General features: G+C 43.7%; 13 protein-coding genes. 4 read left to right on the top strand and 9 right to left on the bottom strand.

Features of this window, described 5'->3' with window-relative positions:
- The first annotated feature begins 104 nt into the window (after positions 1 to 104).
- Positions 105 to 1,505: a serine hydrolase gene (locus L0P89_RS16565; RefSeq protein ID WP_235266230.1), complete on the top strand. Its 1,401-nt coding sequence runs from the start codon at positions 105 to 107 to the stop codon at positions 1,503 to 1,505.
- Positions 1,506 to 1,661: 156 nt separating this feature from the next.
- A complete protein-coding gene (locus L0P89_RS16560) occupies positions 1,662 to 3,683 on the top strand; it encodes a hypothetical protein (protein ID WP_235266229.1) in 2,022 nt (673 codons plus the stop codon).
- A gap of 46 nt (positions 3,684 to 3,729) precedes the next feature.
- Here the strand turns inward: L0P89_RS16560 and L0P89_RS16555 are convergent, their stop codons facing one another.
- From L0P89_RS16555 to L0P89_RS16525, 7 genes are all read right to left on the bottom strand, one after another.
- Positions 3,730 to 4,404 (bottom strand): DUF4332 domain-containing protein, encoded by a 675-nt coding sequence (locus tag L0P89_RS16555; protein WP_235266228.1) that lies wholly within the window; start codon positions 4,402 to 4,404, stop codon positions 3,730 to 3,732.
- Between the two features lie 52 nt (positions 4,405 to 4,456).
- The gene (locus L0P89_RS16550; RefSeq protein ID WP_235266227.1) at positions 4,457 to 4,990 is read right to left on the bottom strand and encodes a DinB family protein; all 534 of its coding nucleotides are present in this window, start codon (positions 4,988 to 4,990) and stop codon (positions 4,457 to 4,459) included.
- Positions 4,991 to 5,061: 71 nt separating this feature from the next.
- A complete protein-coding gene (locus L0P89_RS16545; RefSeq protein ID WP_235266226.1) occupies positions 5,062 to 5,484 on the bottom strand; it encodes a VOC family protein in 423 nt (140 codons plus the stop codon).
- Between the two features lie 108 nt (positions 5,485 to 5,592).
- Positions 5,593 to 5,964, bottom strand: coding sequence for a DUF2200 domain-containing protein (locus L0P89_RS16540; RefSeq protein ID WP_235266225.1), 372 nt, complete (start codon positions 5,962 to 5,964; stop codon positions 5,593 to 5,595).
- Positions 5,965 to 6,093: 129 nt separating this feature from the next.
- Positions 6,094 to 6,699 (bottom strand): hypothetical protein, encoded by a 606-nt coding sequence (locus tag L0P89_RS16535; protein WP_235266224.1) that lies wholly within the window; start codon positions 6,697 to 6,699, stop codon positions 6,094 to 6,096.
- 345 nt (positions 6,700 to 7,044) lie between these two features.
- Entirely contained in the window at positions 7,045 to 7,611 is a 567-nt protein-coding gene (locus L0P89_RS16530) for a TlpA family protein disulfide reductase (RefSeq protein WP_235266223.1), read from the bottom strand.
- 6 nt (positions 7,612 to 7,617) lie between these two features.
- A complete protein-coding gene (locus L0P89_RS16525; RefSeq protein WP_235266222.1) occupies positions 7,618 to 9,042 on the bottom strand; it encodes an L-serine ammonia-lyase in 1,425 nt (474 codons plus the stop codon).
- Between the two features lie 137 nt (positions 9,043 to 9,179).
- Here L0P89_RS16525 and dnaK point away from each other — a divergent pair, with 137 nt between their 5' ends.
- Complete coding sequence (gene dnaK, locus L0P89_RS16520) at positions 9,180 to 11,096, top strand: molecular chaperone DnaK (protein ID WP_235266221.1); 1,917 nt, start codon at positions 9,180 to 9,182, stop codon at positions 11,094 to 11,096.
- Between the two features lie 158 nt (positions 11,097 to 11,254).
- Positions 11,255 to 11,995, top strand: a complete 741-nt coding sequence (locus tag L0P89_RS16515; protein WP_235266220.1) for a phosphatase PAP2 family protein — start codon at positions 11,255 to 11,257, stop codon at positions 11,993 to 11,995.
- A 51-nt stretch (positions 11,996 to 12,046) separates the two neighbouring features.
- Here L0P89_RS16515 and L0P89_RS16510 read toward each other — a convergent pair whose 3' ends face one another.
- Positions 12,047 to 12,691: a response regulator transcription factor gene (locus tag L0P89_RS16510; RefSeq protein ID WP_235266219.1), complete on the bottom strand. Its 645-nt coding sequence runs from the start codon at positions 12,689 to 12,691 to the stop codon at positions 12,047 to 12,049.
- Between the two features lie 678 nt (positions 12,692 to 13,369).
- Complete coding sequence (locus L0P89_RS16505; RefSeq protein ID WP_235266218.1) at positions 13,370 to 14,584, bottom strand: cell envelope biogenesis protein OmpA; 1,215 nt, start codon at positions 14,582 to 14,584, stop codon at positions 13,370 to 13,372.
- Positions 14,585 to 14,814 lie beyond the last annotated feature (230 nt).

Below are 14,814 nucleotides of genomic sequence, written 5' to 3'. Positions count from 1 at the left end.
TTGTTTTCATTTTTATGGGCAAATGGTATAAGCCAATCGACCATAGAATTTTTGTAACCAAAAATGAAATCCCCAGTCTTTACTAAAATGGTTCAAAAATGATCATGAAACAAAAACTCCTAGCCCTATTGGCAATTTTCGTAAGTATTGGTCACATGGCCCATGGTCAAGATTCTCCTGCTTCCCATAGTATCGACGGTCATCTTGCCGATAAAATAGACGAGTTGATCCTTCCGATTTCCGATTCAAATAACTTCAGTGGCAGCGTTCTGGTCAAAAAAAACGGCACTACCATAATAGCGAAATCGTACGGCCATTCCGATAGGGAAAGTCAATTGAAAAATACAGCGGAATCCAAGTTTTTTATAGGGTCGGTTTCCGCAATGTTCACGGCAGCAGGTATTCTATTGCTTGTTGAAGAGGGAAAAATAAACCTAAACGATAAACTCTCTAAGTTCATTCCAGAATTTCCAAATGGAGATAACATAACCCTTCACCATTTACTTACCGAAAGATCTGGTTTACCAAGGTTTGTTTCACAGGCAGAGGGTTTGTACGACGAAATGGTCAAGTCGGCCCATACACTGGATGAATTGGTAGATTACATAAAAAAATTGAAGCCCAAAGCCGAACCTGGAACAAAGTACATACATTCGGGATCTTCGTATATACTCTTGGCCAAGGTTTTGGAAACGGTATCTGGGCAATCTTTTGGCGAATATCTCAAGCACCGAGTTTTTCTTCCTTTGGGAATGACCAATACTGGCCACTATGCCCATGAAATGGAATATGGTGACGTTCCTGATCTAGCTATTGGGTATAAGCAGCAAGGTGTTGCAGAATTGGAACGTGCCCAGCGGATACACTGGTCTTCAAAAATTGGCCATGCTTCGATTTACGCCACCGCAGAAGATCTTGATAAGTTTGCGCATGCCTTGATGCAAAACAAGTTGTTGTCAGCAGATTCTTGGAAAAAAATGACAGGTCCGTATTATGGAACCAGTTTAGGTTACGGTATATCCAATAGAAGTCAAGGAAATCACATGCGCTATTATCGAAGTGGGGGCTCACCAGGTTTTTCAAGCTATTTTGCGGTTTATCCCGACGAAGATCTGACGGTGATCATGTTGTCAAATATCCAAATATTTGTACCCTACTTCAACGTACCCAAGATAGCCTCGATTGTTTTTGGGGAACCCTATGAACAATTAAATCTGGTCAGCCCAACATCTGTGACAAATGACTTGGCGCAAAAATTAGTTGGCACCTATCAATTCGACGAAAATTTTTACACTCCCAATGGTACCGTGGCAATAAGCTATGAAGAGGGCATGTTGCTTTCAGATGGTGCATCCATGATACCAGCAGTAGATGCAGAGGGTCAGATCATCAAATTCATCAACAGACAATACTGGTCACGTTTGGAGTTTTTACCAGATAGTGAGGGAAATTTTTCAAAACTGAAATTTGATGGGTATATGGGCACCAAAAAAGATGCCGATTAGCAAAACCACCACTAGTCTCTACTGGTCACCTGTCTTGTGAAGCGCCTTTTAAAAAATGAAGCGATCGTTTGTGTTGGTCGCCCCATGTTTGGCCTTCGTCGATATTATTTCAGATAGACCATACTTTTTGATGTTTTTACCGTATACTATCTGTTCATGAACAAACCAAGCACCATTTTGACGCTATGCCTCTTGATCTTGATACTCGCCTCATGTAAGAAAGAGCGCATGCTGCCAGACAACATTATCGACCAACCATTGGCGATTACGATCTTGCATTCCAATAGCTCCGAACAGACCAAGGCCATTGACACGTATTTGAACAATGGCGCGGACGAAGGACTTACCATTGACAAAAAGACAAGGGTAGAAGAAAACGGAGACGTCTCATATACGTACACCCTGCATGCACTGAAAGCACAGAACATACGCCTGCACAAAGTTTGGTCGATCAACTCATCGTTTGAAAAAGCCCAGTTTTTGCTTCCGGGATTCTGGTATAAGCGAAATCTTCGCTCGCCCGAAAATGCCCCTTCGTTCAAAACAGCAGATCTGTGGTCTTTTAGGGAGGACAGAATGAGTTTTCCCATTGCCGTGCTATTCGATGAAGATTCAAAAAACTGGGTAAGATTGGCAAGGGCTGATTCTTTGCTCTTCGATGAAACGCCAGATTCGATTTCTGGGAATCTCACCATCAAGACCCAGATAGGAAGCCTCGGAATAGGGAAATGGGAAGCTGACAAGGTACAGCTCAACGCCGGTTTTCCCTTTGAGGAGATTCCCAAATCATATCAATCAAAATTGAAGTTGAATCCGCCCAGCAAGGCCTTTTACCCAATGGAGAAAGGCGAGACGATACAGTTGATCTGGAAGATCAGTTATGGTACGGCCAACGATTTTACAACAGTGGTCGCAAAAAGCTGGCAAGATGCCTTTGACAGCTACGATCCAGCGCCTGTTGCAAACAAAAAACAAGACGTTGAAATCAAGGAAATATTGAGTAACTATTTCTATGAAAGTTATGCCGAGACCAAGAACCTAAAGGGGTTTTCAGGACTTTGGTTCAATACAAAGACCTGTGAGACCACCGGGGTGCTGTCAGTGGGCTTTTGCGGACAACTCTTGGCCAATACGTACAACCTATTGGAGTACGGACATGACCTGCAAGACCATGACCATATCGCTTTGGCCAGAAAAGTACAGGGTTCGTACTATCAAAACGGATTTACCGAAACAGGCCTCATACGCGAATTGATCTATGGTGACAATGCCGAAGACGTCTATACCCTCAGAAAACAGAGCGAGGGCATAAAGAACCTTCTTTTGTTGCTCGATTTTGACAAGCGGCAGAAAAAATCAAGTCCTGAAATCGAAAAGAAGGTCTTTTCATTGTTGCATAAGATTGCGGAGATGCAGCATGAAGATGGAAGCATACCGCGCAAATTTGATATCGATTATGAAATTGTCGATAGTTCTAAGGGAAGCACCCAAAGTATCATCACCCCCATGATCATGGCTTCATACTATTTCGACGAACCACAGTTTTTGCAAGTGGCCATCAAAGCGGGAGAATACGCTGAGAAAAACATCATTGATAAGGCCGATTATTTTTCATCAACCTTAGATTCTGATTGTGAGGACAAGGAAGCGGCCGCAATAGCGTCAATCTCGTTCTCACACTTGGCACAGGCGACCGATGGGGCGCAACGGGAAAAATACCTGTCATTGGCCAAAAAGGCAGCCTATTTCGGGCTGAGTTGGTACTACCTGTACGACGTTCCCTTCAAGAGCAACAGCTTATTGGCCCAAAACGATTTTAAGACCCGCGGTTGGGGCAATGTATCCACAGAGAATAACCATATAGACGTTTGGGCCTTTGATTTTCCGCATGTCTTGCAATGGCTGGGAAAAGAAACCGGTGAAGAGCGATTCATCAAAATGTCAGAAGTCATCATCTCTTCCATTAAGGACCAAATGTTACCGTATGAAGGCCATATGGTCGGTGTCGGCAAAGAAGGCTATATGCCCGAAATTGTGCAGCACACCACTTGGGATTATGGGGCCAATGGAAAAGGGTATTTGAATTCACATATGTCAGTGGGTTGGACCATCGCTTCGGTATGGGAAACATTGACACCCGGTAGGTTCGAGACCTTTATTGAAGGCTATACTGAGTAAGGTTGTGAATTACGCTGTTGGCCATCTGGTCGTACATTCGCATGGTTCAATATTCAATTTCAAGGCTTAACTCCCTTGCTGCTTCCACGCATAGTTTCATATCGTGCAGGCCAATATGTGCCCTGTAAATTTTTCTTTCTTCATTTAATTGCCTTACGGTCTCATATAATTTTTCATAGTTGGCATTTGCGACCTTTTTGGCCGTATCATAACCGGCTTCCATCAAAACATGGGCAAATGTATGGTTGACCCACCGAATTCTTGAGAGGTCGGTCAGTTTGGCAAGTTTCAAAACGTCATTCCCATGTACTGCCAATTCTTTTGAAAGTTTTGCCCTGTCTTCAAAGGTCAATATTTTATCATATAACTGCTGGGTGTTCTTTATTCCTGCCTCTTCGAGCTTTTTGGTGACCTCTGGGGAGAGTTCTGGAAAGTCCCTGATCTTATTTGGTGGTTGTCGATAGCTCTTCAACTCTCTTGCCAGTATGGTCAAATAGTTTTCGTCTATGTGACTTTGCTTCGAAAAACCTTGAACCTTTTTCTTTGTGTCAATGGACCGCAACAGTGTTTCGACGGTAAAAATTCCTTGCCCCTTAATGGACTCAAAGTTGTTTTCGATCTCTTCTTTTAGAACCATTCTACTGGGCAGTAGATCTGCAGATTTAAGTTTTGTCAGATACTGGTCAAGGTCAATCTTGCTCAAATCGATATAATAGCCCATTTGATGGTCGTTTTCTGGTTTATGGCGCCCTGTGGTCTGACCAAGACCCTTTTCAATCGTTTTTGGCCTTAGTGGTAAGCCATGCGTTCAACTCACTTATTCTCGCTAAATGATGGTCATCGTGTTCGGCAACGAAAAGAAACAGGTCCATTACCCGCATGGGCTTCTTTAATCTCGGATGCAACGCATATTCATATACCTGCGGTTCACTTAGCGCGGTCAGACTGTTCATGGTGGTTTGCCTAAGTGTTGCAAACTCATTCAGTAAATGATCTATCTCCTTTTCGTTGTGGTTTGCTTGATCGGTTTTCCTATTTTCCAGATCCGCGGCCCGCATATATTCCACGCCGTTCAATATATCTTCAAGCCTGCCTTGCCAAAGGGGCTCGAGATCGATCAAGTGGCCGATATTCTCTTGAATGGACCAACGGCCGTCGAGCTTTGCGGTCAAGTGTTCGGTTGCCATTTGGCCGATTTTGTGGTTGAGTCGAATAGATGTACCCCCAAGTCTCTCGATGATACTGGGAAAAATGTTCTGCTCAAAGGCGAAATCGAATTTTCTATCGAACCATTTTATCTGTTTCATTTTTTGTTTTGATTACTTATATGTCCAAGAGTGTAGTCGAGGGATAATCTAATCGGCCATACCTGTTGTTCTTATTTATAAAACTCTCGTTCATTTACTTTGATCGTGGTCAGTTCAACCGTATGCCCATCAAGGTCTTTAGTGTATATTGATTCAAAGTAATGATGGTCTTGGATATTAAATTCCAAATTCAATTCGATATATCTCTTTTTGGCCTTTTCAAAATTTTCATTGGTCACATTAAAGGCGAAGTGGTCAATTTTCACATTTTTTGAAGCCGGGTCTAATTCGGTATGGTCAAGTTCAGCAGGAAACAAAGCAATTCCTGACTTTCCAGAAAGTAAAAATATTGGAAAGTCTCCCCATTCAGACAGTCGATATCTTTTAAGCCCTAACACATTTTCATACCATTTTGCAGAAGCTTCCATATCGGCGACTCGAATCGCAACGTGGTCTAAAAATTCAATTTCAATAGTATTTTGTTTATCGGTCATTGCTCAAATTGCATAACGGTCTGTCATAAGAATAGTAGTGGACTTTTCGCCACTGACTTTTCAGCTTGATTTGCATCTTAAAACTATAAAATTCATTTTCGTTTAAGCTTATTGCTTTTCTACCCTTAAGATCTTCTCCATTTTTCGGCCTTTTGCCAATTCATCCACCAGCTTGTCCAAATATCGTACCTGTCGGGTCAGCGTATTGTCTATTTCTTCAATTCGGTACCCACAAATCACCCCTTTTATCAGGTGGGCGTTTGGGTGTAAGGTTGCTTGTTGAAAGAAGGTTTTAAAAGTTGCTTTTTGATCGATCAATTCTTGTACTCTATCATCATCAAAGCCTGTCAACCAGGTTATCACTTGGTGAAGCTCTTCTTTTGTCCGGCCTTTTTTTTCCACTTTCGTAAGGTAGTGCGGATACACTGAGGCAAAAGTCAGTTTTGCCATTCGCTCATTATGTTCGGCAGTTACTTTCATATTGTTCTTTTAGTTGGTGTCAATGGTTTTGGCAAATTGAGTCGTTGATGGTTCATAGGTTTGAAGTTAATCTAATACAGTAACCCTCCAGAACCTAGTAGACTATAGCCACTGTTTGCAGCAGACTTTTCAATTTTTAATACCTCCGCAGTACTCATTGAAATTCCAAACTAAGTCTTCAATTTCATAATCCCTAACATTCTGACTATTAATGATCTCCATTATTTCAGGGCAGTCTTCAAAACAATTGATCAGTCTTTTTTTCCACGCATTTTTATTTCGGACTACGGTACATAAAAATTCTTTGTCCTCTCTCTTGATATAATAACTAGTTGTAGAAACTTTTTGACTTCCGCCCATTAAATCGTTGCCTATAGGACGATTTGGCGTCCAATAAGATTCATCGTAAGCATAGAGGGTCATAAAGCCTGGCTCGATGACCCTGTAAAGCGTAGGTTTGTATTTTCCAATTTTCACATATTCATAGGCAACAATTTTAAAACCGTGGTCAAATTCAATTCTTTTCACTTGAGTTCCGTCCCATTTATCAGGTTTACCCTCCAAATCCATTCGAAACAGTATTTTATTGCCTTTAGTGATTTTTCCATATCCCTCAAATTCAGAATTGTCCAATAGGATAAGTTTTGCTTCTGTGGACTGCCCATAAATTCCCAAAGAAAATGTACAGACTAACATGAGAACATTAATCATTAAGATGTATTTCTTGTTGGGCATGATGGCACACTTCAGTCTTGTCCATGATTTCACTGTGGAAAAGTCCTTCTGAGATTTTCCGCGTAAAATCTGGCCTCCCGATAGCTATCGGGATAATGGTTTATAGATTTGAAATTAGTGAAATTGCAGCTATTACTCGACATATGTTTTCTGATACTTCACTTGAAATCGGTGGATGCTTTGTTGGCATTTACATTGTTTCTTTTAAGGCTGGGTAACAAGGGTATATACGCAATTGTCTAAAAATGGCGAAAATTGGTTAAAAAACCAATGCTTTTAAATACAAAGGCCGATGTGGTCTCCCAAATGGCAGAAGTGTTTTCGAACAATATTGATCAAGGACCATCAGGGTGATGCCAACACCCCTTTCAACACGGTGATAAGTTCAGGATCACTGGGCCATGGGGCATCGTCATCGATAATGGTTCCTTCGCGGTTCACGATCAAAAAATGGGGAAAGCCCGGGGTGACGGTTGGATCTTTTACGGTTTCTTCCCAAATGCTACGGTATTGGTCGATACTCATAAAATAATGTGCCCCGGTCAAGTTCTTATTGGCTATCATCTTTTTCCACCGAAATTTTTCACCGGGTATGCGCCTGTCTTTACCCAGATATAGAAATACCAGATCTTTTTCAGCTTTGAAATGTTCTTTCAGGGCGGGCATGGCCTTGAACTCTTTGGCACAGTACGGGCAGGCCGTGAACCAAAAATCGACGTACACCACCTTGTTCTTAAAGGTTTCATGTGCCAAGATATCAGCGAAGGTGCGATATGCTGTCTCAGGCTCGATATATATGATGTCATCGGTGCTTTCAGAACCCGTGACTCGTTTGTAATAGAGGCCCCCGGCTATTGAAGCCGATACGACCAATACCAAGATAACCATGACCAATGATCTTCTTTTTTTCATGTTTTCTCAACAATCGCTTATGTTCACCCCAACGGCAAGGCCGCCCTCTGAGGTTTCTTTGTACTTGCTGTTCATGTCTTGGGCGGTTTCCCACATGGTATTGACCACCATGTCAAAAGGCACCTTGGTTTCTGCCGGGTTGGTCTCCAAAGCCAGTTCAGCTGCATTGATGGCCTTGATGGCCCCCATTGAATTGCGTTCGATACAGGGTACTTGAACCAGACCGGCAATGGGATCACAGGTGAGTCCCAAATGGTGTTCCATGGCAATTTCGGCAGCGGTCAACACCTGTTCTGGTGTGCCGCCCAACAATTCGGTCAATGCCCCTGCCGCCATGGCCGATGACACTCCGATTTCAGCCTGACAACCACCCATAGCGGCCGAAATGGTGGCGCCCTTCTTGAAAATACTGCCGATCTCACCCGCCACCAGCAAAAACGTTTTGATATGGTCAAAACCGGCCTTGTGGTTTTCGATGACCAAATAGTACATCAATACGGCGGGTATGACCCCGGCACTGCCATTGGTCGGTGCCGTGACCACCCTGCCCAAAGAGGCGTTCACCTCGTTGACGGCCAGGGCAAAGCAACTTACCCATTTCAAGATACTGCGGAATTTTACTTCTGTTTGACGTATCACCTGTAGCCACTCATTCGGGGTAGTGTAGGGGAGGTCTCCTTTCAGCTTACGGTGCATTTCAAATGCCCTGCGCCTTACATCGAGTCCACCGGGCAATTTACCTTCTGTATGACAGCCCAGGTACATGCATTCGAGCATGGTCTGCCAGATGTGCTCAAGACTTTCATCGATCTCGGCCTCGGTTCTGAGCGAAAGCTCGTTCAAGAGCACGATTGCCGAGATGCTCTTGTTCTCATTGTGACAATGTTGCAGCAGTTGTTCGCCCCGTTGAACGGGAAAGGGAAAGGTCTTGAAAGTTTCTTTGTTCTTTTTAGAATTGGTGCGTTCTTCCTTTACTACAAATCCGCCACCGATAGAGTAATAGGTTTCACTGATGGCCGCCCCAGATTCGAGTAAGGCCGTAAACCGTATGCCGTTGGCGTGAAAGGGCAAGAATTCCTTTTCGTAAACAATGTCCGTTTCAATAGCAAAGGGCAAAGCGGTCTGGCCGTTGAACATGAGCGTGCCGTTTGTTTTCACACCCTCGATAATACGGTCGATATGGGCAATGGCAATGGTCACTGGATCGGCTCCTGACAGACCGAGCACCACGGCCAGATCGGTGGCATGGCCCTTTCCCGTCAATGAAAGGGAGCCAAAGAGTTGCGTCTGAATTTTTTTGACCTTGTCAAAGTTACCCTTCTCGACAAGTTCAGAAATCCAGCGCTCTGCCGCCCGCCAAGGTCCCAAAGTATGCGAACTCGAAGGGCCTATGCCGATCTTGAGCATATCAAAAATGCTGATGCATTCCATTTACACGGTGTGTTTGTTCAAAGATACGCAGCGGGCCAATACAAAACTGCCACCTTGTCATATTTCTGTTGATGGCACGATCATTGACATTTACTGGTCGAACAGAATATGAAATTTCAACACTAGAACTATAAAATATGAGTAAGATTATCGGTATAGACTTGGGAACTACCAACTCGTGCGTTTCGGTAATGGAAGGAAACGAACCAGTGGTCATACCCAATGCGGAAGGAAAAAGAACGACCCCTTCGGTGATTGCCTTCGTCGAGGGTGGCGAAATAAAGGTAGGTGACCCGGCCAAACGGCAAGCGGTGACCAACCCGAATAAGACCATATATTCGATCAAGCGGTTTATGGGCAACAAATACTCTGAATCTCAAAGGGAAGCGAATAGAGTACCTTATAAAGTGATAAAAGGCGACAATGACACCCCCCGTGTCGATATCGATGGCCGCATGTACACGCCCCAAGAGCTTTCGGCGATGATTCTTCAAAAGATGAAGAAGACAGCCGAAGATTATCTGGGCCAAGATGTTACCCGTGCAGTGGTCACCGTACCTGCCTACTTCAATGACTCGCAGCGACAGGCCACCAAAGAGGCCGGTGAGATTGCCGGATTGACCGTAGAGCGGATCATCAATGAGCCTACTGCCGCTTCATTGGCATACGGACTTGATAAAAAAGACACCGACCAAAAAATTGTGGTATTTGACTTTGGTGGGGGTACCCACGATGTTTCCATTTTGGAACTGGGCGATGGCGTATTTGAAGTATTGGCCACCGATGGTGATACCCACTTGGGAGGTGATGATGTGGACCAAAAGATCATCGATTGGCTGGCAGAAGAGTTCAAGAAGGAAGAGAGCATGGACCTTCGCGAAGATTCGATAGCACTACAGCGCCTTAAGGAAGCTGCCGAAAAGGCGAAGATCGAACTTTCATCTTCGACCCAGACCGAGATCAATTTGCCGTACATCACCGCTACGGCCTCTGGGCCCAAGCACTTGGTAAAAACCTTGTCACGATCCAAGTTTGAGCAGATGATCGAAGATTTGGTCAAGCGTACCATCGAGCCCTGTGAGACTGCATTGAAAGCAGCCAATCTTTCAAAAAGCGACATCGACGAAATCATTTTAGTGGGCGGTTCGACCCGAATACCAGCGGTACAAGAGGCCGTTGAGAAATTCTTTGGCAAGAAACCATCTAAAGGGGTGAACCCTGACGAAGTGGTTGCCATTGGTGCGGCCATTCAAGGTGGTGTATTGACAGGTGACGTAAAAGATGTACTGTTGCTTGATGTGACCCCGCTTTCATTGGGTATCGAGACCATGGGCAGTGTGTTCACCAAATTGATAGAGGCGAATACCACCATTCCCACAAAAAAATCACAGATATTCTCGACTGCGGCAGACAATCAGCCTTCGGTGGAGATTCATGTACTGCAAGGTGAAAGGCCCATGGCCGCCGATAACAAGACTATCGGTAGGTTTCATTTAGACGGCATTCCACCTGCACCAAGGGGCACTCCACAGATTGAGGTGACCTTTGATATCGATGCGAACGGTATTATCAAAGTATCGGCTACCGATAAGGCCACCGGCAAGTCACAAGACATTCGTATCGAAGCTTCATCGGGCTTGACCGAGGAGGAGATCCAAAAAATGAAGGCCGAAGCGGAAGCCAATGCGGAGGCCGACAAGCAAGCAAAAGAAAAGGCTGACAAATTAAACGAGGCCGATGCCATGATTTTCCAGACCGATAAACAATTGAACGAGTTCGGTGATAAACTGTCAGATGACAAGAAAAAACCGATCGAAGAGGCCTTGGAAGAATTGAAGAAAGCCTACGAGACCAAAGATGTGGCCGTAATCGAGCCCGCTTTGACAAAAATCAACGAAGCCTGGAAAGTAGCTTCCGAAGAAATGTACAAGGCACAGGCAGAAGCAGCCCAAGCCAATGGTGACGGAACTTCAGCAGGTGCTGATGATGGTGCCAAAAGCGACTCTGCAGAAGGCGACAATGTAGAAGATGTAGACTTTGAGGAAGTGAAGTAAAGTCTTTTAATTCATTGTATGGACCCCAGCAAAACTGCTGGGGTTTTTTATTTTGTTTGGGCAGTACATAAAAAGTGGTACGCCATGAAAGCAGGTACCCTACAACAATAATTTGGCCGTATTTGAAGTTACTACTATGACGATCAGATCAAGTTATAGTGTCGACCAAATCTTTCATATACAGCTTTTTGGCCTCTATGTTGACCGTTACCTTGGGTTTCGGACAATTTGAAAACCTCTCTTTAGAAAGGCCTACCGAAAAGTCACTTGCAAAAAAAGCCATTCTTCCGGGGTCATTGTTCTTGGTCGGATTACTGCTGTCAGATAGTGATTTTGAAAGAAATTTTCAGGCGGGTCTCCAAGATGAGTTGGGTAATGACTTCAACACTTCTTTGGATGACTACATTCGTTATGCCCCCATTGCCCAGATGTACATTGCCGACCTGGCCGGTGTCAAAGCAAAGAACCACTGGTTCGACCAGACCAAAAACCTTGTGCTTTCGGCGGCCATTACACAATTGATCACGGCTGGCATGAAAAAGGCCATTTATAAAGAAAGGCCCAATGCGTTCAATGCCGAGGCATTTCCATCAGGGCATACTTCGAATGCCTTTGCCAATGCAACGGTATTATACGAAGAATTTAAAGATAGCAGTGCCTTGCTGGCCTATAGCGGATATGGCTTTGCCACGGCCACCGGCGCATTGCGGGTCATGAACAACAAACATTGGCTTTCAGACATTTTTGCAGGGGCGGCCGTGGGCATTATAGTGACCAAGCTGGTCTATCATTTTGACTATCTCTTTCGATGGAATCCTTTCAAAAAGAAAAATGACTTTACGTTGTTGCCCTCATATAGCGATGGAGCAATGGGGCTGCATCTTGTCAAGCGTTTTTGACATCAAAAAACCCGCACTGGTGCGGGCTTTGTCGTGCTGAACAACTCTTCTTCATCCAAAATTCAATTCTTTCATTTGCAGCAATCTCAGTTTTTCGAGCGCCTCTGATTTTGAGTTCACATTGAGCTTGAGGTAAATGTTCTGGATATGGAAGTTTACCGTGCTGGGGGTCACATATAATTTGTCGGCAATGACTTTATAAGTGGCGCCTTGCCCGAGATGCTCAATAATTTGGTTCTCTCTTTTTGAAAAGGCTTCCAAGGGTCTTTGCTGAAACGAGCCGATGATTTTTTTGGCGACATCGTGCCCCAAGGCGGCACCATGCTGTTTGATGGCATCTAGGGCATGAAACAAACGGTTACTGGTCACAGGTTTTGTCAAATAGCCATTCGCACCTTTTCTAAAGGCTTTTTTGATGATTTCAAAATCATTTTGATTGCTCATGATGAGAATTTTGATCGGGGCTTTCCTTTTTTTGAGGAGCTCTATGCCTTCCAATCCTGAAATCCCACCAAGGGAAACTTCAGAAATGACAATATCGGGCGCCAACCGACCAAAGTTTGATAGCACTTCTGACACTCTCGAATAAATGCCCATGAGCTCATACTCGGTCACAGTCTCAAAATAGCACCGATAAAGTTGATGGAGTTGTGGGTCATTGTCAATAATGACGACCCTGATTGCACAAGTTTTCATACTAATATAGATTTGGGTTAACTGGTTTTAAAAAAGCATACAATTGCCTACGGCCTCTCTACCGCAAGGCCCTATGCCAAAGGGCAAGAATGCCCGTTCGGGTCTCTGCGCCAGGGGCATGCCAAGGCAAGAACGCTACAAAAGGCTTACGTAATGGCAACTGCCATTAGCTTGGCATGACCGGTTGGGGTAAAAAAGAGATAAAATGATGTAGGGAAGGTTCGCTACCGTCGCAAGGCCACTATACGTGGTTTATAGCTTGAACCATTCAATTGGGTCTGAGTGTAGCAATACGTTTCCATAAGCGTAAGATTTAGGGGATTTTTCGAATTAGGGTTGTATTATTTACTTTCCAATATATATTTTTTTAAAAAGACAACGTGTTTTTTGTAGTCATTTTCGTTCAAATGCACTATTTGTTAAGATTTTTTCGTCTATCATTTTTTGAATTGGGAGTGGAAGCCAGTGCAAAATAAAAGAAGACCTTGCAGCTCAATGATCCGCAAGGTCTTGTAAAATCGGCCAGATTGAAATAATACAACCCGTTTTCCCTATAATAACTGCCAGATATTTTGGCCAATGGCCAACGACTTATGAAAACTGTGGCAATCGAATAAAAACCAGATTTAACCCCTATGGTATCTGACCGATAGTAGTCTTATGGTGTCCAAGATTATCTTATTCGTTCTCAAATACGGTATTCGAGTATTCCATTTTTGAGTCATCGTTGTTCAAAAGGTTCATCAACTTTTCTTCCCTATTGGCCATAAGCGTATTGTCGGTATTATCACCATAAGAGATGGCATATTGCTCAATTGAGTTGTTGTCTCCACGATTCGAGACCACATAGCCCATTCCCTTTTCAGGATTCAGTGCAATGGTGTACTCATCATGGCTACTATTGATGTGACTGCCCAAGTTGACAGATGTGGTGAGCGTGTTCTGGGCTACCTGGGCGGCGTAAAGATCGAGTCCACCGTAGCCTTCCCGTCCTTCAGAAGCAAAGAAAAGAAGGGTCTCATTAAAAAGATTGGGGTACCCTTCATCTTTTTTGGTGTTCACCTTTGGGCCTAGATTTTTGGCGATACCAAAGCTGCCATCTGCCTTTATATCGGCGACATAAATATCGTATTTGCCATAGCTTCCCGGCATATCCGAAGCAAAGAACAACCTTGCGCCGTCCTCAGAAATGGTGGGGTGCTTTGCTGAAAAGTACTCAGGGCAAACAGTGACTTTCTCAACATTTTTCCATTCTCCGTTTATGTTTTCCGCACGATAAATCTCGTGTATGAGCTGGCGCTTTGAAAAAATACCTGTCAACGGTTTTTTATAGACGGCCTTGCTGAAATAGCCGATACGTCCATCTTTGGTAGTGGCCATAGAAGGCACATAGCCTTGTAGTGTCGAAAAGCTGCCTTCCATTTTTGGTTGAATCGAAGCAGTGATGGTTTGGGGCCTTTCCACATCGGTTTGGAGCAATTTTTTAAATCTACTGCCCTCATCGATGTAATCAGCTTTTACATAGGTTTCCCAATTTTTTTTCGCTACGGGCTGCCGCAATGCTTTTTTCTGCAACTGGCCCAAAGCATAACGATAGCGTTCTTGGTAATTGTCATTGAAGCTGCTGTTGCTGTCAAGACGCAACAATTTTTCATACCAAAAAACGGCGGCTTCATAATTTTCGGCCAACAAATTGGCATTGCCGAGATCTTGAAAGATTTCATTCTCAGAAAATCCCTGTTGTAACAAATCAAGATAGTCGCCTACCCTTTTGTTGGTTTCTTGGTTTTTGTGATTCGTCGAGAAATGGTCGGTATGCTGTGCCCCTATATGGTGCACAAATAGGAAAAAGGAAAAAATAAGACACAGCCTGTAGGTAATTGAACGTATCATAAGTTAAGATTTAGGGCGTTACTATGATACAAAGATGCAGAACCCACCGCCTTCAATACTTATGAATTTTTCATAGGTTTTTGACTTTTATCGATGAAAATTGCACTTTACCGATGAAATTCATCGAAAATTTCTTCTTTTCTGCACGGATTTATATTTGAAGAATTGCTTTTTTTTGACAGTTGACCAACATTCTGAAGTCAAACGTAATGACAGACCAAGGTTTTTTT

This window comes from Muricauda sp. SCSIO 65647, assembly GCF_021534965.1.
Taxonomy (GTDB): Bacteria; Bacteroidota; Bacteroidia; order Flavobacteriales; family Flavobacteriaceae; genus Flagellimonas_A.
Note: the sequence above shows the minus strand (reverse complement) of the source record. Positions and strands in the feature narration are given on the sequence as shown.

What these genes read in the sequence shown, in the direction of transcription:
- L0P89_RS16565 (WP_235266230.1), top strand. Translation starts at nt 105, where the DNA reads ATGAAACAAAAACTCCTAGCCCTATTGGCAATTTTCGTAAGTATTGGT.
- L0P89_RS16560 (WP_235266229.1), top strand. Translation starts at nt 1,662, where the DNA reads ATGAACAAACCAAGCACCATTTTGACGCTATGCCTCTTGATCTTGATA.
- L0P89_RS16555 (WP_235266228.1), bottom strand. Translation starts at nt 4,404, where the DNA reads ATGGGCTATTATATCGATTTGAGCAAGATTGACCTTGACCAGTATCTG.
- L0P89_RS16550 (WP_235266227.1), bottom strand. Translation starts at nt 4,990, where the DNA reads ATGAAACAGATAAAATGGTTCGATAGAAAATTCGATTTCGCCTTTGAG.
- L0P89_RS16545 (WP_235266226.1), bottom strand. Translation starts at nt 5,484, where the DNA reads ATGACCGATAAACAAAATACTATTGAAATTGAATTTTTAGACCACGTT.
- L0P89_RS16540 (WP_235266225.1), bottom strand. Translation starts at nt 5,964, where the DNA reads ATGAAAGTAACTGCCGAACATAATGAGCGAATGGCAAAACTGACTTTT.
- L0P89_RS16535 (WP_235266224.1), bottom strand. Translation starts at nt 6,699, where the DNA reads ATGCCCAACAAGAAATACATCTTAATGATTAATGTTCTCATGTTAGTC.
- L0P89_RS16530 (WP_235266223.1), bottom strand. Translation starts at nt 7,611, where the DNA reads ATGAAAAAAAGAAGATCATTGGTCATGGTTATCTTGGTATTGGTCGTA.
- L0P89_RS16525 (WP_235266222.1), bottom strand. Translation starts at nt 9,042, where the DNA reads ATGGAATGCATCAGCATTTTTGATATGCTCAAGATCGGCATAGGCCCT.
- dnaK (WP_235266221.1), top strand. Translation starts at nt 9,180, where the DNA reads ATGAGTAAGATTATCGGTATAGACTTGGGAACTACCAACTCGTGCGTT.
- L0P89_RS16510 (WP_235266219.1), bottom strand. Translation starts at nt 12,691, where the DNA reads ATGAAAACTTGTGCAATCAGGGTCGTCATTATTGACAATGACCCACAA.
- L0P89_RS16505 (WP_235266218.1), bottom strand. Translation starts at nt 14,584, where the DNA reads ATGATACGTTCAATTACCTACAGGCTGTGTCTTATTTTTTCCTTTTTC.